Origin of the sequence: Roseibium sp. MMSF_3412, from assembly GCF_030733265.1 — a bacterium.
In the GTDB taxonomy this organism is placed as follows: Bacteria; Pseudomonadota; Alphaproteobacteria; order Rhizobiales; family Stappiaceae; genus Roseibium.
The window spans coordinates 146339-165804 of sequence record NZ_JASHJI010000005.1; the positions used below are offsets into that span (position 1 = coordinate 146339).

A 19466-nucleotide genomic window follows, 5' to 3' on the forward strand; every position below is an offset into this window, starting at 1 on the left:
TGACGATAAGCAAGTCGCCTCAAACCATTTCGGCCCCATTTATGAGTCCATCACCTAGTTCTCGATCACGCTGAGAAGGTCCGGATTGCGCACGAGATTTCTCACGCCATGCGCGTACTCTTCGTTGAAGATGTTTCCGCTCAGCCAGTAGTCCACGGAAGCAATGGAGACTTTCGCAACCTTGGGCCTCACGCTCCATGTCACCTGGAAGGGAGACCCTTTTTCATTGTATCCCGGCCCCGTCGTTGACCCGGCATATTGCACCGGCGCACCGGTGTTGGCCGGAATGTTCGTCGCCTGATGGAAGCCGCCGACGACCTCCACTTTTGTCAGATCGACGAAATCGAGTGCCCGGTCATCGTTGACAAGGACAAAGACCTGGGCCTCAACGCGCAACTGCGGATTTTTGATGGCCTCGCTCAGGCAGGAGCCAAGTGTCGGTCCCGGCTCAACCTTGGCGGTTGTGAAGACAAAATGAACTTCAATCGTGTCGCCCGGTTCCAGGTCGCCGTGCTCACTCGCACCGACCTTGTAGTCCAGCGGTGCAAGTTCGGCGTCGGACAGAGTGCCGTTGTATTTGTACCCTGTCCCGTAGCCATGCCCGTCTCCATTGCCGGCATAGGTCGTGAACTCGCCGCCCCGGTGTTCCGCATTTTCGTGGAAGTGGATGTTGCACAGGTTCATGTAAGCTCTGGGCGGCGCGGAGACAAATATCCTCGGATTGGCTCCGTCCAGAACCTCGATATCGCGCGGAGACTGGGGACCGAAACCGGCACCGCCGGTGTTCTTGGCCAATGCCTGGTGCTGCTTGGAAATGACTTCATTGGGAGTTTTCGTGCCGCCGCTTTCAGAAGCTGCGGCAGCAGAGATGATGGCGCACGCGGAAAAAAGCGCTGCCACCGCGGCATGGGATAGTTTCATTAGGACACCTTTCAATGTCCCCCACACGAACTTAAGCATAAATGACAGTGACGGAATTTCCAATCGCCAAGTTGCGTTCCGCCGTAAAAAACGGAGCCCGCAGCTTGCTGAAACCGATAACGTCTTGCAACCCGCTCCGTCCTGACGTAAGAACGATCCCGTTAACCACCTGCTCACGCTTTTTCGTCAGGCTTGGTGGCTGAAACGCTGTAAAGACCGAAGGCCCTGTTGAGACCCATGATCGCGGCAAGCGACATCACCGGTTCTAGCGACGACGCGCTGAAAGAGCGCGGCGGCCTCATCCTACTTGGCGACCTCCTCCTTCTTAGATGCCCCTGAGCGTCGGCTGATCCGTGTTTTGAACGAGCGGAACGGACACTTAGGGGAGAGACTTCAAATCACCACCTTACGAATTCCGGATCGCGCCGCGTTCATACCCGACACAGTTCCTTAGAACCGCCGATCCAAGCCAGGGACGAAACGACATGACTGCCACCCAAGAGACGGACCATATCCGCATCTTCGACACAACCTTGCGCGACGGCGAGCAGTCGCCCGGCGCCTCCATGACACTGGAGGAAAAGCTGCAGATCGCCGAGATCCTCGACGACATGGGCGTGGACATTATCGAAGCCGGATTTCCGATCGCCTCCAACGGCGATTTCGAGGCCGTGAGCGAAATCGCCAAGCGCTCGAAAAACTCGGTGATCGCAGGTCTTGCGCGCGCCATCCACGCCGATATCGACCGATGCGGTGAAGCCGTCAAGCACGCTGGCAAGGGCCGCATCCACACGTTCGTGTCCACCTCTCCGATCCATCTGAAGTTCCAGATGAACAAGTCGCAGGACGAAGTGATGGACATCATCACGGACACCGTGACCCGGTCCCGCAATCTGATCGATGACGTCGAGTGGTCCGCCATGGATGCCACCCGCACACCGATCGATTACCTGTGCCGCTGCGTGGAAGCTGCGATCAAGTGCGGCGCGACCACGATCAACCTGCCCGATACGGTCGGTTACGCAACGCCTGAAGAATACAAGGCCATGTTCACCGAAATCCGTGAGCGCGTGCCGAACAGCGATCAGGCCGTCTTCTCCGTTCACTGCCACGATGATCTGGGCCTCGCGGTTGCCAACTCGCTGGCCGGTGTCGCCGGCGGTGCGCGCCAGATCGAATGCACCATCAACGGTCTGGGCGAGCGTGCCGGCAATGCGGCCCTGGAAGAGATCGTCATGGCGATCCGAACGCGCGGAGACGTGCTGCAATACACGACCCAGATCGACCCGCAATTCATGGTGCGCGCGTCGAAGATGGTCGCCGGGGCGTCGGGCTTCGCCGTCCAGTACAACAAGGCGATCGTCGGCAAGAACGCCTTTGCCCACGAGAGCGGTATTCACCAGGACGGCATGCTGAAGAATGCCGAAACCTACGAGATCATGCGCCCGGAAGATGTCGGCGTCAAAGCGACCTCGCTGGTCATGGGCAAGCATTCCGGCCGCCACGCCTTCCGCGACAAACTGCGCGAACTGGGCTTCGAACTGGGCGACAACGCCTTGCAGGACGCATTCCGCCGTTTCAAGGATCTCGCCGACCGCAAGAAACATGTCTATGACGAGGACATCGAAGCGCTGGTCGAAGATGAAATCAACATCCTGGGCGAAAGCACCAAGGTTATTGCCCTGACCGTGATTGCCGGCACCGGCGGTCCGCAGAAGGCGATCCTGACCATGGATGTCAATGGCCAGCACATCACCAAGGAAGCCACCGGCGACGGTCCCGTGGACGCCACATTCAATGCGATCAAGGCGATCGTGCCGCACGAGGCGACCCTGTCCCTCTACCAGGTGCATGCGGTGACGGAAGGAACGGACGCACAGGCGGAAGTCTCCGTGCGGCTGGAAGCCGAAGGCCGGATCGCAACCGGCAAGGGCGCGGACACCGACACGCTCGTCGCCTCGGCCCGTGCCTATGTATCTGCCATGAACAAGCTGGCCCTGCGCCAGCAGACCGGCAACCCCGGAGCCCTGCAGGCCGTCTGAGGCTTTGCCACAACCTCTTCTTCTCCGAAAGTTCCTTCGCCCCGGCCCACAAGCCGGGGCGTTTTTTGTACGTCAACGCCGCGGATCAGGCGCGGAACCGCAGTCTTCTCCATCAGGCCACGTCGCTGCTCTCGATCCGGTAAAACGCGCATGGCACGTCGTGTTTGTCCCTGTCGAACCAGTGCCTGAAACCGGTCTTTTTCATCACGTGTTGCGACGCCTGGTGATCTGCGTGTGCATAAGCGATCAGAAACCCATTGTCCGTGGTTTCAAAAAACCAGCGGGTCAGTGCTCCTGCGATCTCCGAGGCATAGCCGTTGCCCCAGGCGGAGCGTTTCAGGCTGTAGGCAAGTTCATAGCCGTCCGGATCGCTCATCCAGTCTATGCCGGCACGCCCGATATAATCACCGTCATGCGTGGTCAGCTTGCGTCGGCCAAATCCTGAACCGTCATCCCGTTCGATAAATTCAAACAGTCTGGTCTTCACCTCGTCGGTGGTCATCGGCCGCGGGCCGGGTGAATGGTAGCGGTTCACTTCCGGATCGGAATGTTGCTCCAACAGAAACGGCAGGTCCGCTTCCACGAAGGGCTCGAGCCGGAGACGTTCCGTTTCAAGAATAATGTCTGACAAGGCAGTCGATCCTGGACATGCGACCGCGCCGAGGGGTCAGGTTCTGAAAGAGGCATACTGGACGGAGGTCCGCAGGCTTTTCAACCCGTCACGCGCTCATGAGGTAGGATTGCATCGATGGACTGAAGAGCTGGAAGACATCGGCCTGCATGCCTTCGATCTTCTTGCTTTCGCGATGATTGAAGCCGACGTCCTGCACCACTTCGCGCATGCTCCTGTTGTCGGTGCGAACCACCGCCACGAGATGCGAAAAATAGGTATTCTCGAAAAACCAGCCGGTCAACGCGGCACACAGGCGCGTTGCCAAGGTGCCGTCCTTGTCGAGAATCTCGTTGGAAAGACAATAACTCAGGCTGATCTCAGATGTTTCGCTGACCGGCGTGAAGCCGGCCCACCCGAGGAAACGCCCGTCCTCCGCAACGGCTTTCCACTTGGCAAAGCCAAGTTCGGCCTGGTTCTGAAGGGCGGAACGGACAAGCTCGGCGGCATCAGCGGAAATGGAACCGGTCGAGAATTCCGTATATCGATTTCCAAAAAGGTCGGACTGGAGGTTGATGACAAGATTAATATCGGACGGGGAGAAGGGAACAAGCCGCACTGAGCCGCATTCGAGAATAATCGTCTGCACCGTGGTCCTCCTCTGAGATCAGATCTTTTCAGGTGGCTTCCTGACAAGGCCGGGAAACTTCCGAAAGCGAACGTCGGACGCCTAACCCTGAATTGTGCCAACTCGAAGGCATACAAAAGTATAAGGTCAAAAAAGGCAAAAATATATGCGTATTACCAACAGGTTACCTTAAAACACCATGTTGCAGCGCACCGCCTTTAAGTTGACTAGGTTAAATTATATCTGCGCGACGATCTCATCTGCTCCGATTCCCTCCGATGGATCAATCCGTTGCCAGTCCGTCATCTGGTTGCGGAACCAGGTTTCCTGACGCTTGGCATATTGCCGCGTCGCAACAGTGAGCCTGTGGACGGTTTCTTCATAACCTGTCTCACCGGACAGAAAATCGCGAATCTCGGCAACGCCAATCGCCCGCATGGCAGGCAATTGCGGAGGCAATTCTTTCTCCAGCAGCGCCCTGACTTCGCCGATTCCCTCATCGCTGAGCATGAGGCGGGTCCGCTGTTCGATCCGTGCATGCAGCCAGGGACGCGGCGGCGCCAGCACGATCCGGACGCAATCGTTCCCGGACAGAAACGGGGCTGTTTGCGCAGAGGCCTGCCAGACGCTCAGCGGTTTTCCGGTCGCGACAATGACTTCAAGCGCCCTGGAAAGGCGTTGCGGGTCGTTGAGCGTCACTGCTGCCTCTCCATCCCCTTCCCTCGCCAGAGCGGCACGCAGTCCCTCCACACCCTCGCGGTCGCACAGGTCGCGGGCGGCTTGACGCACATCATCAGGAATGTCCGGCATGTCGGCAAAACCCTCGGTCAGTCCCTTGAAGTAGAGCCCGGTTCCGCCGACGACGACGGGCAACTTGCCGTCGGTGCGCAATCCGGCAATCTCCGCGGAAGCGCGCCGCAGCCAGGCGCCGGTCGAAAAAGCGGTGGACGCCGGCAAGATCCCGTAGAGCCGATGCGGCACCAGCTTTTCTTCTTCCGCGCTCGGGCGGGCACTGACAATCCTCAGGTCCTGGTAAAGTTGCATGGAATCCGCGTTCACAATCACGCCGTCGCAGCTTGCCGCGACATTGAGCGCGAAAGCAGACTTGCCGCTGGCGGTCGGTCCCGCTATCAGGATGACACGGCCGTTGCCAGGCTGTGTGCTCTTGCGTTCCAGGGATGCGTCCATGTCTTTTGTTGCCACTTTGGTGTCCACTCCGACGGCCCCGGCTGTCGATCAGGATCTTGTCCGCCGGGTCTCGGAAGCCCTGGGTGACAAGACCCTCGCGACGATCCTGAGCCCCGGTGTTGCAGCCGACCTGAGCTTTGAGAACCCCGGTGAAACCGCGGTTGATGTAACGGCGCGGATTCGCAATGTCGTCGGCCCGGCGCCGGTCGACGTCTTTGTGCAGCCTGAAGAGGATCGCCGCAAGCGCCTTTTGATCGCCGACATGGATTCCACCATGATCCGTCAGGAGTGCATTGACGAACTGGCGGCCGAGCTCGGACTGAAAGAGAAGATTTCCGGCATCACCGAGCGTGCCATGCGCGGTGAGATAGAATTTGAACCTGCCCTGCGTGAAAGGGTTGCCCTGCTCGCCGGCCTCCCCGTCTCCGCGATCGATACCGTGCTCAGCAACAGGATCGTGCTGATGCCGGGTGGCCGGACACTTGTTCAGACGATGAAGGCGAATAACGCCTATTGCGCGCTCGTTTCAGGCGGCTTCACGCATTTTACAAAGTCCGTCTCCGCCATGATCGGGTTCGACGAGAACCAGGCAAACACCCTGTTGGAGCAAGACGGCAAGCTGACCGGCAAGGTCGCGGAACCCATTCTCGGGCGCGACGCCAAGCGCGAGCGGCTGGAAGAACTGGTTGCCGAAAAGGCGATCGAATTCAACGAGACACTGGCGGTCGGTGACGGTGCAAACGACCTTGCCATGATCGAGCGCGCCGGTGCCGGCGTTGCCTACCGCGCAAAGCCAGCCGTTGCCGAAGCTGCCGATTTTCGCGTTGACCACGGCGATCTGACCGCCCTTCTCTATCTTCAGGGCTATTCGGAAAAGGACTTCGTCCTGAGCTGAACGGGGCGGCGACAGCCGCCTGAGCGGCGGCAAGTGCACGAAACAAAAGGGCGCCGCAATGGGCGCCCTTTCAATTTTCCAAGTGCTGTGCCGGATCTATTCGTCTTCGATCCGGACCGGAACGAAACGGACGTCACCCGTCGGATTTGACAGAAGCAGCAGCGCAGAACGCCGTCCGTCATCTTTGAGCTTGTCGATTTCGGACGCCACGTCGGCCGGCGTTTCCACCGGTTCCTGGGCGACTTCCTTGATCACATCACCGGCTGTGATGCGCTTTTCGGCGGCGGACGTGTCCGGCAGGACTTCGGTCACGACAACACCGCTCACATCGGCGTCGATGGAAAACTGCTCGCGCAATTCATCGTCCAGCTCGGCCAGCATCATTCCCAGAACCTCGCTTTTCGCAACGGGTTCCTCGGCCGGTTCTTCCTCTTCGGTGACGCTTGCCGGCGTCGGTGTGCTTTCTTCAAGACGCTCCAGGATCACGTTGATCGTGACTTCCTCGCCCTTCCGCAACACAACAACCTCGACTTCCTTGCCGATCGCGGTTTCGGCCACCATGCGCGGCAGTTCGCGCATTTCCTCAACCTCGTTGCCATCGAACTTGATGATGACGTCACCGGCCTCGATCTTCGCCTTGGCGGCGGGGCCGTCCTCGGTTACGCCGGCCACAAGCGCACCCATCGCCTCGTTCATGGCAAGGCTTTCGGCGATCTCGTCTGTGACTTCCTGAATGCGGACACCCAGCCAGCCACGCCGGGTTTCACCGAATTCACGCAGCTGGTCGATAACACGCATGGCGGTTTTTGCCGGAATGGCAAAGCCGATGCCGATGGAGCCGCCTGAAGGCGAAATAATCGCCGTGTTGATGCCAATCACGTTGCCCTGCATATCGAACAGCGGCCCGCCCGAGTTACCTCGGTTGATGGAGGCATCCGTCTGGATGAAGTTGTCGTAGGGGCCGGAATTGATATCCCTGTTCCGTGCGGAAACGATCCCGACGGTCACGGTGCCGCCAAGGCCGAACGGGTTACCGATCGCCATCACCCAGTCGCCAACGCGGATCGTCTCGGAATCTCCGAAATCAACCGCTTTCAGCGGTGTCTCCGGTTCGACTTTGAGAACGGCCAGGTCGGTTTTCTCGTCCGTACCGATAATCTCGGCCCTGAGCGCGGTGCCGTCATTGAAATTGGCGGTAATCTCGTCGGCGCCTTCAATCACGTGATTGTTGGTGATGATGATGCCTTCGGTCCCGTCGATAACGAAACCGGACCCGAGCGACTGCACGCGGCGCGGAGCCTGTTCGTTATCCCGGTTCTGCCGATTGAAGAATTCCTCGAAAAACTCCTGGAACGGAGATCCGTCCGGAACCTGGGGCATCGGTACCGACCTGCGACCCTGGACGGTCTGTGCGGTTGAGATGTTGACGACGGCGTCCGCCAGATTTTCCGCCAGGTCCGCGACAGAAACCGGTCCCTGCGCCTGCGCGGTCTGTACGGGTTGAAACGCAACCATTCCGCCAAGCACGAGACCCGCCGCGGCATACGCGATCCGGGACATGCGACGGCGAACAAAAATTGGAGCCATAGGGCTTTCTCCTCATCCCTTCCGGTACAGCTGTCTGACCTTGAAGACAGCCGGTAACTTCAAACGACTTGTAGTCAGAATATAGAACGGGCGGGAGATTTTTGCCCCTCCCGCCCGGAAACTTTTCGTTATCCGCGTATGATCCACACAAATATGAGCCCCACAACGGCCACAACGATGCCTGCAACGCGTAGGGTCTGATCCGATGTTTCGAGCGCACTTCGCATCATGGACTTCATGCCGCCGGGCATGAGCGCATAAAGGACGCCTTCGATGACCAGAACCAGACCAAGCGCGGTTACAAAGTCATTCATTGCGCGGCAAGAGAGGGCGACCGTGTCGAGATCCCTGTCCCGCCGTCGTCACCGCCACCGGCCGGCGCGTTCACGCCCGTCGGGTCCTTGAAGAATCGGAAGAAGCTGGAGTCGGGAGACAGCACGAGGCTGGTGTCGCCCGATTGCAGACCGGATTCGTAGGCTTGCATGGACCGGTAGAAGGCAAAGAACTCCGGATCGGCACCAAAGGCTTCCGCGAAGATCCGGTTCCGTTCCGCATCACCGTCACCGCGGATGATTTCAGCATCCCGGTTTGCTTCCGCCTCAATAACCGTCGCATCACGGTCGGCGCGGGACCTGATCCGGCGGGACTGCTCTTCACCCTGCGCGCGGATTTCGGTCGCTTCACGCTGACGTTCCGTCTGCATGCGCGCATAAATCGCCTGTGAGTTGGCATCGGGAAGGTCCGCGCGGCGGATCTTCACGTCGATTACCTCGATCCCCAGTTCCTCGGCATTGGCACTGACGTCACGGCGGATGTTGTCCATCACGCCGGAACGGTCGTCGCGCACCAGTGCCACGAAGCTGGTCCGGCCAACTTCCGAACGCAGCGAGGACTGCAGCAGTGTCGACAGACGCCGGTTGGCCGTCAGTACGTTCTGAACACGCTGGTAGAACAGGACAGGGTCGGAGATCCGGTAGCGCGCGAACGCATCCACGATCAACCGCTTCTTGTCCGAGGAAATCGGCTCAAGCGGCGGCATGTTCAGGTTCAGGATACGCTTGTCCAGATAGACAACGTTCTGAACGAACGGGATCTTGAAATAAAGACCGGGCTCGGTCTTCGGAGCTTCCGTGATCTGACCGAAGCGCAGGACCAGTGCCTGCTGGGTCGGATTGACCACATAGACCGACAGGTAACCGACAACGGCAACAACGGCGAGAACAATTACGAAAATACCGCTACGCATGATCAGTTACCTCCTGTCCGCGTGGCGGGCGCAGTGCCGCCTCTGTTCAACTCGTTCAGCGGCAGGAACGGCAAGACGCCGGAGCCTGATGTGTCGCTGTCGATGATGATCTTGTTGTTGGATCCGAGGACTTTTTCCAGGGTCTCAAGATAGAGACGCTCGCGCGTCACGTCGGGAGCCTTCTGGTATTCCTCGTAGATCTTGCTGAAACGCTGAGACTGACCGGTCGCTTCCGCGATGGTCTGGTCCTTGTAACCGTTTGCCTGTTCCAGAACGCGCGCGGCCTGACCGCGGGCTTCCGGAACGATCCTGTTGGCGTACGCTTCCGCCTCGTTGCGGATACGCTCCTGGTCGGCTCGGGCCGCCTGAACGTCACGGAACGCCTCGATAACCTGTGCCGGCGGGTCAACCCGCTGCATCTGCACTTCGGAGATCTCGACACCGGCGCGATAGGCGTCGAGCGTCGACTGCATCAGCGTGGCAACGTCATTCTGAATGGAGACGCGGTTCTCGGTCAGGATCGCGTCGATGTTCGAACTGCCGACGACTTCACGCATCGCGCTTTCCGCGACCGCTTTCACCGTGGCTGCCGGTTCCTGGATGTTGAACAGGTAGTCGGTGATCCCGTCGGTCGTGTTCTTGACACGCCAAAGCACCTTGAAGCCAACGTCAACGATGTTTTCATCGCCCGTCAGCATCAGGCTTTCCTCGGGAATGTCGCGTGCACGCACCGCTCCGGACGTGGAGAAGGTCTCGTCAACACCCACCGTGGTCTCACGCTGGAGTTCGACCGCCGGCTTGTAAACGTCGCCAATCGGGTAGGGAAGATTGTAGTTCAGACCCGGAGAGGTAATCCCGACAACGTCGCCGAGAACCAGCTCGACGCCGCGCTCGCCTTCATCAACGGTGTAGATGCCCGTCGCCAGCCAGCCGACTATGCCGATGCCGATCACAATCAGGACGCCCGCGAAACCGATGCCGCCACCGCCACCGCCCGGAAGAACGGTCTTCATGCGGTCCTGGGTCTTTTTCAGCAGTTCTTCGAGATCCGGCGGGTTGCCACCGCCGCCTCCGCCCCGGTTCGGGCCACCGCCCCAGGGTCCGTTGTTGTTACCGCCGCCGCCGCCGCCCCATGGGCCGCCATTGTTTCCGCCACCTTTCCAGGGGCCGCCGCCACCTGACTGATTGCTCCAAGGCATCAAGACTTCCTTCTTTGAACTCCGGCGTCTGCCGCCGGAAATGGGCTAGCACCCGTTCTGACTCACCGTTGGTTATAGGGAGGTTACCGGATGCTTTCAATGAGAAGCCCGGCATACTTTCCGCGTAAAACCCATGTGTTTTCCCGTGCCGCAGGTGGTGGGCAATTGTGGCGGTGTCAAGTCGCCGCCGCCGAAAGGTTTGGGCAAAGGGTTAATTGCCTGTCCCGCACCTGCGGGTCATGTCGACATGCGGAATGCCGTCTTCGAGATATTCCGCCGAAACGGTCACAAAGCCCAGGGACCGGTAGAAGCTCTCCAGATGGGCCTGCGCCGACAGATCGATGACGCCTTCAGGCAGGATTTCTTCCACCTTCTCGATCCCGGCAAGCATGAGTTTCCGGCCAAGGCCGGTCCCCCGCGCTGCCGGCGCGATGACCACTCGCCCGATGCGGGCCTTTCCCGCTTCCGCGTCTTCGGTAACGCGGACGGTCCCGACAAGCGCACCGGATGCTGCATCATTCACGAGCAGATGCAGGGCGTCTGGGTCCTTGCCGTCAATATCCTGATAAAGCGAGGTTTGCTCGATGACAAAGACGTCCTGCCGGAGTTTGAGAAGATCGTGCACATCGAGCGGCGACATCTGCTGCAGGCGGCACCACTTGGCGGTTTGGGATGCTTCGAAATCCATTCTGATACTCAGTTTGCACCGGATATGCGGCGATAAGTCACGAAGGTGAAGTCGGCGCTGTCCTTGTCCGTGCGCGCTCCAGCAACCCGTTTGACCACTTCCCAGACTTCCGGATCAATGAACGGGAAACGCGTGTCGCCATCCGGTGCCGCGTCGACTTCGGTGATTTCCAGACGGGTAGCCTCGCCAATCGCCTGCCCGTAGATCTGGCCGCCGCCGATGCAGAAGATCTCGCTGGCCTCCAGTTCTTTTGCAAGCTCTGCGGCCTTTTCAAGCGCCATCGGCCAGGATGTTGCCGTATCAACCCCCTCGGCAGCATAATCGGGATCTCGCGAGATCACCACGTGCGGACGACCGGGCAATGGCCGCCCGCCAAAAGACAGAAACGTCTTGCGCCCCATGATCACCGGCTTTCCGAGCGTGAGGCGTTTGAAATATTTCATGTCGGACGACAGCCGCCAGGGCATGTCATTGTCCGCGCCGATGACGCCGTTGCGGGCAACGGCGGCTATCAGAACAAGTTCCGGCAAGAGCGTCTCCGATGCCCGTTTCCTTTTCCGAGTGCGCCTCCTAGCATAAAATCGGGTGCGCGATGAGTTTTGGCGCACGCTTTTCCACGGGCCTGTCGGATTTCCCGATCCGTGCGCGTCCTCGGTAAGGAACACGGCAGGACAGGAAACTTTAAAATGTCAGACTTGATGGAAACCGTATTGATCGAGCGCACCAGGGCCCTGATCCCGGAAGCGAATGTCGAGCAGAAAAAAATGTTCGGTTCAACCTGCTTCATGGTGAACGGCAATATGCTCGTATGCGCCTCAAGACGCGGATTGATGGCGCGCGTCGGCAAGGAGCAGGAAGCCGAGGCCCTGGCCAGGCCTCATGCCGCCCCCTGCACGCCGGCCGGACGGCCGATGCCGGGCTTCATCAGGGTCGATCCGGAAGGCATTGAAAGCGACGAAGACCTCAAGATCTGGGTCGACATGGCGCGCACCTATGTCTGTGCCTTGCCCCCCAAGGCACCGAAATCGAAAAAGAAACCCGCCGGGAGGAGCGCCTGATGCCGTCACAAGGATTTTCAGCCGAAACATTTGCGTTTCTCGCAAGTCTGAAGGCCAACAACGCGAAGGAATGGTTCGACGCCCACAAACCGGACTACCAACGGTTCATCAAGAAGCCGGCCGATGCCCTGCGCGCCGATCTCGCCGGGCAGATATCCGGCCTGACAGGCCATGAGACCACCTCCAAACAATTCCGGATCAACCGGGATCTGAGATTTTCGAAGGACAAGACACCCTATAACGCACATATCCGGATGGCCTTCTGGCCGAAGGGCAAGGCATTTGAAGGCAGGGAAGCGCAGCCACCAAGCTTTTTTGTCTCTTTCGAACCCGGCCTCATCCGCCTCGGGACAGGCTGCATGACGTTTTCCAAGACGGCTCTGGGATCCTATCTCCACGCCCTGGAAAGCGGCAGCGGAGACAAAATCTCGGCACTCTTGTCCGATCTTGCGGGAAAAGGCTTCGAACGCTCCGCGCCGGATCTCGCCAAGGCGCCCCGCGGCTTTCCAAAAAACCACGAACACACCGATCTCGCCCGCCACAAGGGCCTGGCCGTCTGGACGTCGCTCGCGGACACCGGTTCGGTTATCGGTGAGACGGCGGCGTCGTTTCTCGTGGACACCTGGAAGCCCACGCTGGCCTTCTGGACATGGCTCGTGGATCTGTCCACGTCCGAGTGATCTGGAACAGCCACCAGGGTGTCGCCGTGATCTCGCCCGCGGCCCATCCTTCGAGACAGCGCCCCGCGCTTCCTCAGGATGAGGTTTGGGCCTGTGGCAAATGCAGAAGGTCTAGTTGAAACACAACTTCATCCTGAGGAAGGCCGCAGGCCTGTCTCGAAGGATGGGCCGCTTGCTCAGGGTATCTACTTCATCCTGCGAGCCGCCAGTTCGGGAAGCAATTCATATTCGCCCCGGATGAGAGCTTCCTTTTTCTCGCGGCGCCAACCCTTTATCTGACGTTCACAGGCAATTGCATCCGTAATCCGGTTGAAAACGCAGTTGAAAACCAAGGTAACGGGCCTGCGTCGGGCTGTGTACCCATCATGAACGCCCTGCTGGTGTTCACTGAACCGGCTTTCCAGATCTTTTTGCGTGATGCCCGTATAGTAGCTGCCGTCCGAACATCTGAGTATATAGACGATTGCCGCCATGCGCGCTCTATCCATAAGTGTTTTTTTCAAGAAACACTAGTTTGAATTGCGAAACTCAACAAGTGGCTTACCCTTCGAGACAGCGCTCCTGCGCTTCCTCAGGATGAGGACTGAGTGAGCTGCTGCTTCTGCGGCGTCAACACGCAAGAACCTCATCCTGAGGAGCCGCGTCAGCGGCGTCTCGAAGGATGGGCTGCACACTCGGCTGAACCGCGAACGTTCACCCAGGCGCTCGCCCTTCAGGCCTTCTGCAGGTTGGCGAGGATGATCTCGAGCCACACCCTGGTGGGCGGGACCCAGGCCATCCAGTTGTTGTAATTGCCGGAATAGATGACGGCGGCGACATCGGCTTTCGGGCAGACGAACAGCCGCTGCCCGCCATTCCCGAAGCCGCCAAACCACGGCAACGGCCCGCCGAGCGCTGCGTTTTGAGCCTTCCCGCAAAACCAGAAATAACCGTAGTCGACCCCTTCGCCGGTTGCGAGAACGGGTCGGAGCGACGCCCGGAGCCAGGCTTCGGGCACAATGCTGCGCCCGTCCCAGACGCCGTCATTGAGCACCAGACGGCCGATCTTCAGGAGATCGGGTGCCGTCAGCCGAACGCCGGAGGCGGACGAGTGGGTTCCGTCCTTTCCTGCGGACCACTTGAACATTGTGATGCCAAGCGGATCGAACAGCACCTCCCTGGCGAAATCTGGTAGCGTCTTGCCCGTGCCCGTTTCAATGATTCCGCCGACCAGGGCTGTGGCCCCGCCGCTATAGATCCAGCGTGTACCGGGCTCGGCAACGAGATCGCGCTCCAGAATGTAGCGGTAGCGATCCGGGGCGAGTTCCATCGCGATTTCGCTGTTTTCCGGGTCCGTATAGGGCTTTGTCTCATCCCACGCCATGCCAAGGCTCATTGTCAGCGCATGTTCGATCGTGCGTTCCATCCGCTTTGGATCGGCGGCGAGATCGGGATAATCGGCGAACAGAGCAAGGATCGGTGTGTCGATGCGCGGCACCAGCCCCTTCCCGAGTGCGATGCCATAGAGCAGGCTGACGATGCTCTTGGTGATCGAACGCAGGTCATGAAGCGTGCCAGGCCCGAATTCCACGTCCCCGATCGGCCTGCCCCAGTCCTCGTCGGGCCCTTTTCCGAAGCTTTCAAGAACGGTTTCGCCACCCCGTTCAGCCAATACGACATGCAGGTGCGGCAACAGGCCGGATTCGACACCGGCCTGTAGCTTGCGGCCGATCATCGGATCGAATCCACGATTTTCGGCGGCCAGTGCATGCGGCGACAGGGAGATTGCAGTGTCGGGAGAAGTCATGAGCCGTGTCCTGATCGGAAGAGGTCGGTGAGCACAACTGCAAGTGTACACAAGAATGCGCCCAATTGGACGTCCAAACTCCAATCCGTGTTCCGGACTTGACCTTCCAGCCGCTGGAAACATCATAAGTCTGCCTGGAACGTTTTTGTTCGAATTCACTGGAGATGGATTTGGATCGCAGGTCATTTTTGAAAGTGGCACTTGCCGGATGTGCAACGGCCACCATTCCAAAACTGTCACTCGCCAGAAGTTCAGACGGTTTCATGGAACTGCGAGCTGCCAAAGGCGAGGCAAGGCTCTACGGCGAAAAGGGCGGGTCCTCTCCCCTGTGGCTGTACAATGACCGCCTGCCCGGCCCCGAAATCCGGGTAAAACAGGGCGAAAGGGTCAGGGTCCGCTTCATCAACGAACTTGACGAACCGACCTCGGTCCACTGGCACGGTATCCGTATCGACAATGCAATGGACGGGGTTGCGGGCATCACCCAGCCGGCAGTCCAGCCCGGTGAAAGCTTTGATTATGACTTTGTCGTACCCGACGCTGGAACCTACTGGTACCACGCCCACAACATGAGCTGGAACCAGGTTCCACGCGGCCTCTCGGGACCACTGATCGTCGAAGATCGCGACGATGCCTTTTCACCGGATACAGACATCAATCTGGTTTTGAGCGACTGGCGCCTGGACGAGAACGGCGTTCTCGACACGGCGAGCTTCGGTGCGCGCCATGATTTCTCGCATGCAGGACGCCTCGGCAACTGGCTCACGGTCAATGGCACCTCCCTGCCGGACATTGCCTTGCAGAAGGACCGCTGGCACCGATTGCGCCTGATCAACGTCTCCGCCTCAAGGATCCTCGATCTCGCCCCGGAGCGCTTGGGCGCGAAGGTGATCGCGCTTGACGGCCAGACACTGAGCGAACCACGGGAGGTGCCGGGGATTGTACAGCTGGCCCCGGCACAGCGCATGGATCTTGCCCTGAGGCCAACGGAAACTGGCACATTTCCTCTCGAAATGATGACCGGGCAGCCCTTCGCATTCGCCAATTTCCAGGTGACGGATGCTGGTGGCCGGGATGGACCTCTTCGGCTTCCCGCGATCAACAGCTTGCCGGAACCGGACCTTGGCGACGCCCTCGAACTTCCCCTTGAGATGCAGGGCGGCGCCATGGGCGGAATGCGTGCGCTGATGCAGGACCGGACGGAAGACGAGGTCCGCAAGATGATCCGGGACGGCCAGTTCTGGACCTTCAACGGGGTTGCGGGCATGCACGGAGAGCCGATGTTCAATGCGAGACGCGGCGAGACAATCGTGCTGGAAAGCCGCAACGACACCGGCTTCGCCCACGCAATGCACATCCACGGACATCATTTCCGCGTTCTGGAACGCAACGGAGAGCCACTGGAACATCAGGACTGGCGCGACACGTTCACAACACAGCCGCAGGAGACGGTCAGGATCGCCTTCGTCGCCGACAATCCCGGCAAGTGGCTGATCCACTGCCACATGCTCGGCCACGCCGCCTCGGGCATGATGACGTGGTTCGAGGTGGTGTGAGCCGGCGCAAATTGCGCCCTCAGGCCCACACAGTCAGCATTTGTGATGCGGATGCGCGTGCGCAAAACACCCGGTGATCGCCCTTGCCACACCTGACCCGCTGCGATCCGGCTTCCGCGAAATGGGTCCCATAAGGCGAGCCTGCGTAAACGGACTTGACATTCCTGTCGAAGCGCAGCGGACTGCCATGCGCAAAAGCCTCATCCTGAGGAAGCGCGGCAGTGATGTGTCGAAGGATAGGCCACATGGGTCGAAGCGAAAGTCCCCTCTCCCGCTGGAAGAGGGCTAGGGTGAGGGATCAGACGTTTGCACATCTCAACGAGGTTTGTCCCCTCTCCCGGCGCAGTCGCGCCGACCTCTCCCGATGGGAGAGGTGACCAACGCCCGGTGGCAAATTGGCCCATACAACCTCGATCAACCGGTCAAAAGAACCATCGAAAGCGGATTGCCAGGCGCAAAAGCCTCATCCTGAGGAAGCGCGGGAGCGCTGTCTCGAAGGATGTGCGGCTGGTACAGAGCCAGGTGGCCCATCCTTCGAGACGGACCTGACGGTCCTCCTCAGGATGAGGGTGTAAAACGGTTACCGCATGGTCCAGATTTCGTCACCCGGACGTGGCGGGGTTTAGATCAGCGTGCCGATAGAGAGCCGTTGCGCAATAGACGAAGTGAAAGTCCCCTCTCCCGCTGGGAGAGGCAGTCGGTGGACGGTGGCCGACTGGCTAGTTCGGCCCCAGACAATCAAACCGCGATCGGTGCTGCGATATGCGGGTGCGGGTCGTAGCCGACCAGCTCGAAATCCTCGAACCTGAACGAAAACAGATCCTTGACGTCCGGATTGATCTTCATCTCCGGCAGCGGGCGCGGTGCGCGGGTGAGTTGTTCGCGCGCCTGATCGAAATGGTTGGAATAAAGATGCGCATCGCCGAGCGTGTGCACGAAGTCGCCCGGCTTCAGGCCGGTCACCTGCGCCACCATCATGTTCAGAAGCGCATAGGAGGCGATGTTGAAGGGAACGCCGAGGAACACGTCGGCGGAGCGCTGGTAGAGCTGGCAGGAGAGTTTGCCGTCCGCGACATAGAACTGGAACAGCGAGTGGCACGGCGGCAGCGCCATCTCGTCGACCAGCGCTGGATTCCAGGCCGACACGATCAGCCGCCGGCTCTCCGGGCTGGTGCGGATCATTTCAAGCAGCTTCTCGATCTGGTCGATGGAGCGGCCGTCCGGTGCCGGCCAGGACCGCCACTGGTAGCCGTAAACGGGGCCGAGTTCACCGTTTTCATCTGCCCAGTCGTCCCAGATCTTGACGCCGTTCTCGTTTAGATAGCGAATATTGGTATCACCGGCCAGGAACCAGAGCAGTTCGTGAATGATCGACCTGAGATGCAGTTTCTTGGTCGTGACCACGGGAAACCCCTCGGCCAGATCGAACCGCATCTGATACCCGAAGACCGACCGTGTGCCTGTACCCGTGCGATCACCGCGATCAACGCCCTCTTCCAGGATCTTTGTCAGGAGGTCGAGATATTGCTGCACGGCAATGCCTTTCGGACGCGGATGTGAGTGGATAGGGCTAACTTCGCAGATTCTCGCAAAAACACATCCCCTGCCCGGCACTTTCCCCAGATCGCAAGGCCGAGGCTGTGGACGATCCGCCTCCGAAGAAGCCGGCGAAACAGGCCTTAAGGTGCAAAAGCACTTTCAATTCAGGGCTGAAACACCTATATCAGGCGTGCTGGTTCGCCAGCTATGGCAATAAACTGTCAGTGCAATAAACCTATCGGACCCGGGGGCGGTACCCGGCGCCTCCACCCAAGCCCACGAGGCATTCCACCGGATGTGACGTGGGTTTCGGCGGGGGCGAAATAGGATCGACGAGGGCGTAAAGACTGTGCTTTTGCTCGGCATTGTACCACCGTTATCGGGCTGTTTTAATAGTTGCAAACGACAACTATGCTATGGACAACGCTGTCGCTGCGTAATGCAGTGCCAGTCGTCCTTTAAAGCCCTGCTGGGTTAGCACCGGCAGGCGGGGTTCGAAGGCACCTGGCAACAGAAGCCTTCACTTTCCCAACCTCTGAGATGCCCATAACGAGGGCCGAAAACACGGCTTTGTGCATGCATTGACTGCGCCTTCTCAGGAAAGACGCATTATTCTGGTATCACTTGGAGAATTGGCTTTTCTTTTTGCCGCCGGACCGTCAATGTGGCCTATACGGCACCAAATCAAAGCAAGATTCGACGAGAACTGATGTCTGAAGACCTTCTGCGATACGATATTTTGATCCAGGACGCGCTCAGGGGCGCGGTCAAGAAGATCCTGGCCGAGGTCGGGCGCACCGGTTTGCCGGGCGAGCATCATTTCTATATCGCCTTCGACACGAATGCGCCGGGCGTTCGCATCTCGCAGAGACTGAAGGAACGCTACCCGCAGGAAATGACCATCGTGCTGCAACACCAGTTCTGGGATCTGGCGATCGGCGAGCATGCATTTGAAGTGGGTCTTTCATTCGGCGGCGTCCCGGAAAAGCTTCTGGTCCCGTTTTCGGCTATCAAGGGTTTCTTCGATCCGTCCGTCCAGTTCGCCCTGGAATTCGATCCCGGCAAGACCGCCGAGGAATTGCCGGAAGAGCTGCTCGAAGCAGTCGAGGAACTTGCCAAGGCCGAACAGGAGCAGTCGGAAAATTCGACCGACGCACCCGGCGACACGAAGGAGGCCGATGCCTCGCCGCCGGACAAGGACGATGCCGAGAAGGCACCCGGTGGCGACGGCGGTGGCGAAGTCGTTTCCCTGGACGCTTTCCGGAAGAAGACCTGACCAGCGGAGACACCAATGAGCGCGGAAATCGTCAATCTGCGCCAGGCGCGCAAGCGAAAGCAGCGCACTGACAGCGAAAAGCAGGCGGAAGACAACCGCCGCAAATTCGGCCGGACCAAGGCCGAGCGGGAGGCTGCCCGCAGACGCCGCGATGAACTGGAAAAGAAGGTCGAGGGGCATCGGTTGTCCCCTTCCGACGACGACACAGCCTGATCCTCATGCCATTGGTCAAACGATCCCTGTCCCTTCACGGCCACCGAACGAGCCTTGCTCTGGAGCCCGAATTCTGGGACGTGGTCGACACCCACGTAAAATCAGAGAAACGCTCGCTCGCCAGCCTGATCGCCGAAATTGACGACAGCCGCGATCCGGACGACCCGCTGTCCTCGGCAGTTCGGGTATGGGCGCTAAAACAGCTCCGCTCTGCCTAAATTTCGCTCCGACTTCCGCATACCCTCCATAGACATACTTTTTCTGAACACTTCATGCGTGTATTCCGGAGACAATGATGCGGGACCAGACCTCATTGAAACTTAATCGAAATTTCAAGCCATTGTGGCTCGGTAT

At 59.3% G+C, this 19466-nt stretch carries 22 protein-coding genes and 1 other RNA gene; 9 read left to right on the top strand and 14 right to left on the bottom strand.

Annotation, left to right across the window (positions count from 1 at the left end):
* Positions 1-54 precede the first annotated feature (54 nt).
* Positions 55-921, bottom strand: a complete 867-nt coding sequence (locus RBB49_RS11500; protein WP_306142928.1) for a delta-class carbonic anhydrase — start codon at positions 919-921, stop codon at positions 55-57.
* A 173-nt stretch (positions 922-1094) separates the two neighbouring features.
* Positions 1095-1223, bottom strand: a complete 129-nt coding sequence (locus tag RBB49_RS11505) for a hypothetical protein (protein WP_306142930.1) — start codon at positions 1221-1223, stop codon at positions 1095-1097.
* 183 nt (positions 1224-1406) lie between these two features.
* On the opposite strand from RBB49_RS11505, the gene RBB49_RS11510 reads away from it, so the two are divergent.
* Positions 1407-2963, top strand: a complete 1557-nt coding sequence (locus tag RBB49_RS11510; protein WP_306142931.1) for a 2-isopropylmalate synthase — start codon at positions 1407-1409, stop codon at positions 2961-2963.
* 112 nt (positions 2964-3075) lie between these two features.
* Here RBB49_RS11510 and RBB49_RS11515 read toward each other — a convergent pair whose 3' ends face one another.
* The 3 genes from RBB49_RS11515 to miaA form a co-directional block, all read right to left on the bottom strand.
* The gene (locus RBB49_RS11515; RefSeq protein ID WP_306142932.1) at positions 3076-3594 is read right to left on the bottom strand and encodes a GNAT family N-acetyltransferase; all 519 of its coding nucleotides are present in this window, start codon (positions 3592-3594) and stop codon (positions 3076-3078) included.
* An 88-nt stretch (positions 3595-3682) separates the two neighbouring features.
* Complete coding sequence (locus tag RBB49_RS11520) at positions 3683-4222, bottom strand: GNAT family N-acetyltransferase (protein WP_306142933.1); 540 nt, start codon at positions 4220-4222, stop codon at positions 3683-3685.
* Between the two features lie 216 nt (positions 4223-4438).
* Positions 4439-5404: a tRNA (adenosine(37)-N6)-dimethylallyltransferase MiaA gene (gene miaA / locus RBB49_RS11525; RefSeq protein WP_336623417.1), complete on the bottom strand. Its 966-nt coding sequence runs from the start codon at positions 5402-5404 to the stop codon at positions 4439-4441.
* Between miaA and serB the strand changes: the two genes are divergently transcribed.
* A complete protein-coding gene (gene serB / locus RBB49_RS11530; RefSeq protein WP_306142934.1) occupies positions 5388-6284 on the top strand; it encodes a phosphoserine phosphatase SerB in 897 nt (298 codons plus the stop codon). The genes miaA and serB overlap by 17 nt on opposite strands.
* A 96-nt stretch (positions 6285-6380) precedes the next feature.
* On the opposite strand, the gene RBB49_RS11535 is transcribed toward serB, so the two are convergent.
* The 6 genes from RBB49_RS11535 to RBB49_RS11560 form a co-directional block, all read right to left on the bottom strand.
* Positions 6381-7799, bottom strand: a complete 1419-nt coding sequence (locus RBB49_RS11535) for a DegQ family serine endoprotease (RefSeq protein ID WP_306143113.1) — start codon at positions 7797-7799, stop codon at positions 6381-6383.
* Between the two features lie 200 nt (positions 7800-7999).
* The gene (locus RBB49_RS11540; protein WP_306142935.1) at positions 8000-8185 is read right to left on the bottom strand and encodes a DUF2065 domain-containing protein; all 186 of its coding nucleotides are present in this window, start codon (positions 8183-8185) and stop codon (positions 8000-8002) included.
* Positions 8182-9117 carry a protease modulator HflC gene (gene hflC / locus RBB49_RS11545; RefSeq protein ID WP_306142936.1) on the bottom strand — a complete coding sequence of 312 codons (936 nt, stop codon included), beginning with the start codon at positions 9115-9117 and terminating at the stop codon, positions 8182-8184. Before hflC ends, RBB49_RS11540 begins: the two co-directional genes overlap by 4 nt.
* Positions 9118-9119: 2 nt before the next feature.
* Positions 9120-10316 carry an FtsH protease activity modulator HflK gene (gene hflK, locus RBB49_RS11550; protein WP_306142937.1) on the bottom strand — a complete coding sequence of 399 codons (1197 nt, stop codon included), beginning with the start codon at positions 10314-10316 and terminating at the stop codon, positions 9120-9122.
* A gap of 211 nt (positions 10317-10527) precedes the next feature.
* The gene (locus RBB49_RS11555) at positions 10528-11004 is read right to left on the bottom strand and encodes a GNAT family N-acetyltransferase (protein ID WP_306142939.1); all 477 of its coding nucleotides are present in this window, start codon (positions 11002-11004) and stop codon (positions 10528-10530) included.
* Positions 11005-11012: 8 nt separating this feature from the next.
* On the bottom strand, positions 11013-11534 hold the full coding sequence (locus RBB49_RS11560; protein WP_306142941.1) for a dihydrofolate reductase: 522 nt from the start codon (positions 11532-11534) through the stop codon (positions 11013-11015).
* Between the two features lie 156 nt (positions 11535-11690).
* On the opposite strand from RBB49_RS11560, the gene RBB49_RS11565 reads away from it, so the two are divergent.
* On the top strand, positions 11691-12062 hold the full coding sequence (locus RBB49_RS11565) for a TfoX/Sxy family protein (RefSeq protein WP_306142943.1): 372 nt from the start codon (positions 11691-11693) through the stop codon (positions 12060-12062).
* On the top strand, positions 12062-12742 hold the full coding sequence (locus RBB49_RS11570; protein ID WP_306142944.1) for a DUF2461 domain-containing protein: 681 nt from the start codon (positions 12062-12064) through the stop codon (positions 12740-12742). Before RBB49_RS11565 ends, RBB49_RS11570 begins: the two co-directional genes overlap by 1 nt.
* 185 nt (positions 12743-12927) lie before the next feature.
* Here RBB49_RS11570 and RBB49_RS11575 read toward each other — a convergent pair whose 3' ends face one another.
* Together RBB49_RS11575 and RBB49_RS11580 are read right to left on the bottom strand one after the other, a co-directional pair.
* Positions 12928-13215, bottom strand: coding sequence for a GIY-YIG nuclease family protein (locus RBB49_RS11575; protein ID WP_306143114.1), 288 nt, complete (start codon positions 13213-13215; stop codon positions 12928-12930).
* A gap of 239 nt (positions 13216-13454) precedes the next feature.
* Positions 13455-14528 (bottom strand): serine hydrolase, encoded by a 1074-nt coding sequence (locus RBB49_RS11580; protein WP_306142945.1) that lies wholly within the window; start codon positions 14526-14528, stop codon positions 13455-13457.
* Between the two features lie 164 nt (positions 14529-14692).
* Between RBB49_RS11580 and RBB49_RS11585 the strand changes: the two genes are divergently transcribed.
* The gene (locus RBB49_RS11585; protein WP_306142946.1) at positions 14693-16084 is read left to right on the top strand and encodes a multicopper oxidase family protein; all 1392 of its coding nucleotides are present in this window, start codon (positions 14693-14695) and stop codon (positions 16082-16084) included.
* A 738-nt stretch (positions 16085-16822) separates the two neighbouring features.
* Here RBB49_RS11585 and RBB49_RS11590 read toward each other — a convergent pair.
* Complete coding sequence (locus RBB49_RS11590) at positions 16823-17617, bottom strand: thymidylate synthase (RefSeq protein ID WP_306142947.1); 795 nt, start codon at positions 17615-17617, stop codon at positions 16823-16825.
* A gap of 159 nt (positions 17618-17776) precedes the next feature.
* On the opposite strand from RBB49_RS11590, the gene ssrA reads away from it, so the two are divergent.
* The 4 genes from ssrA to RBB49_RS11610 all read left to right on the top strand — a co-directional run bounded on the left by ssrA (position 17777) and on the right by RBB49_RS11610 (position 19330).
* Positions 17777-18148: a transfer-messenger RNA gene (gene ssrA / locus RBB49_RS11595) on the top strand.
* Between the two features lie 184 nt (positions 18149-18332).
* On the top strand, positions 18333-18899 hold the full coding sequence (locus RBB49_RS11600; RefSeq protein WP_306142948.1) for an SspB family protein: 567 nt from the start codon (positions 18333-18335) through the stop codon (positions 18897-18899).
* Between the two features lie 15 nt (positions 18900-18914).
* Positions 18915-19112 (top strand): DUF4169 family protein, encoded by a 198-nt coding sequence (locus RBB49_RS11605; RefSeq protein WP_306142949.1) that lies wholly within the window; start codon positions 18915-18917, stop codon positions 19110-19112.
* Positions 19113-19117: 5 nt separating this feature from the next.
* Entirely contained in the window at positions 19118-19330 is a 213-nt protein-coding gene (locus RBB49_RS11610) for a ribbon-helix-helix domain-containing protein (RefSeq protein WP_306142951.1), read from the top strand.
* Positions 19331-19466 lie beyond the last annotated feature (136 nt).

What these genes read in the sequence shown, in the direction of transcription:
- RBB49_RS11575 (WP_306143114.1), bottom strand. Translation starts at nt 13,215, where the DNA reads ATGGCGGCAATCGTCTATATACTCAGATGTTCGGACGGCAGCTACTAT.
- hflK (WP_306142937.1), bottom strand. Translation starts at nt 10,316, where the DNA reads ATGCCTTGGAGCAATCAGTCAGGTGGCGGCGGCCCCTGGAAAGGTGGC.
- RBB49_RS11540 (WP_306142935.1), bottom strand. Translation starts at nt 8,185, where the DNA reads ATGAATGACTTTGTAACCGCGCTTGGTCTGGTTCTGGTCATCGAAGGC.
- RBB49_RS11580 (WP_306142945.1), bottom strand. Translation starts at nt 14,528, where the DNA reads ATGACTTCTCCCGACACTGCAATCTCCCTGTCGCCGCATGCACTGGCC.
- RBB49_RS11510 (WP_306142931.1), top strand. Translation starts at nt 1,407, where the DNA reads ATGACTGCCACCCAAGAGACGGACCATATCCGCATCTTCGACACAACC.
- RBB49_RS11565 (WP_306142943.1), top strand. Translation starts at nt 11,691, where the DNA reads ATGTCAGACTTGATGGAAACCGTATTGATCGAGCGCACCAGGGCCCTG.
- RBB49_RS11605 (WP_306142949.1), top strand. Translation starts at nt 18,915, where the DNA reads ATGAGCGCGGAAATCGTCAATCTGCGCCAGGCGCGCAAGCGAAAGCAG.
- RBB49_RS11585 (WP_306142946.1), top strand. Translation starts at nt 14,693, where the DNA reads ATGGATTTGGATCGCAGGTCATTTTTGAAAGTGGCACTTGCCGGATGT.
- RBB49_RS11610 (WP_306142951.1), top strand. Translation starts at nt 19,118, where the DNA reads ATGCCATTGGTCAAACGATCCCTGTCCCTTCACGGCCACCGAACGAGC.
- RBB49_RS11555 (WP_306142939.1), bottom strand. Translation starts at nt 11,004, where the DNA reads ATGGATTTCGAAGCATCCCAAACCGCCAAGTGGTGCCGCCTGCAGCAG.
- RBB49_RS11600 (WP_306142948.1), top strand. Translation starts at nt 18,333, where the DNA reads ATGTCTGAAGACCTTCTGCGATACGATATTTTGATCCAGGACGCGCTC.
- RBB49_RS11500 (WP_306142928.1), bottom strand. Translation starts at nt 921, where the DNA reads ATGAAACTATCCCATGCCGCGGTGGCAGCGCTTTTTTCCGCGTGCGCC.
- RBB49_RS11535 (WP_306143113.1), bottom strand. Translation starts at nt 7,799, where the DNA reads ATGGTTGCGTTTCAACCCGTACAGACCGCGCAGGCGCAGGGACCGGTT.
- serB (WP_306142934.1), top strand. Translation starts at nt 5,388, where the DNA reads ATGTCTTTTGTTGCCACTTTGGTGTCCACTCCGACGGCCCCGGCTGTC.
- RBB49_RS11505 (WP_306142930.1), bottom strand. Translation starts at nt 1,223, where the DNA reads ATGAGGCCGCCGCGCTCTTTCAGCGCGTCGTCGCTAGAACCGGTGATG.
- hflC (WP_306142936.1), bottom strand. Translation starts at nt 9,117, where the DNA reads ATGCGTAGCGGTATTTTCGTAATTGTTCTCGCCGTTGTTGCCGTTGTC.
- RBB49_RS11570 (WP_306142944.1), top strand. Translation starts at nt 12,062, where the DNA reads ATGCCGTCACAAGGATTTTCAGCCGAAACATTTGCGTTTCTCGCAAGT.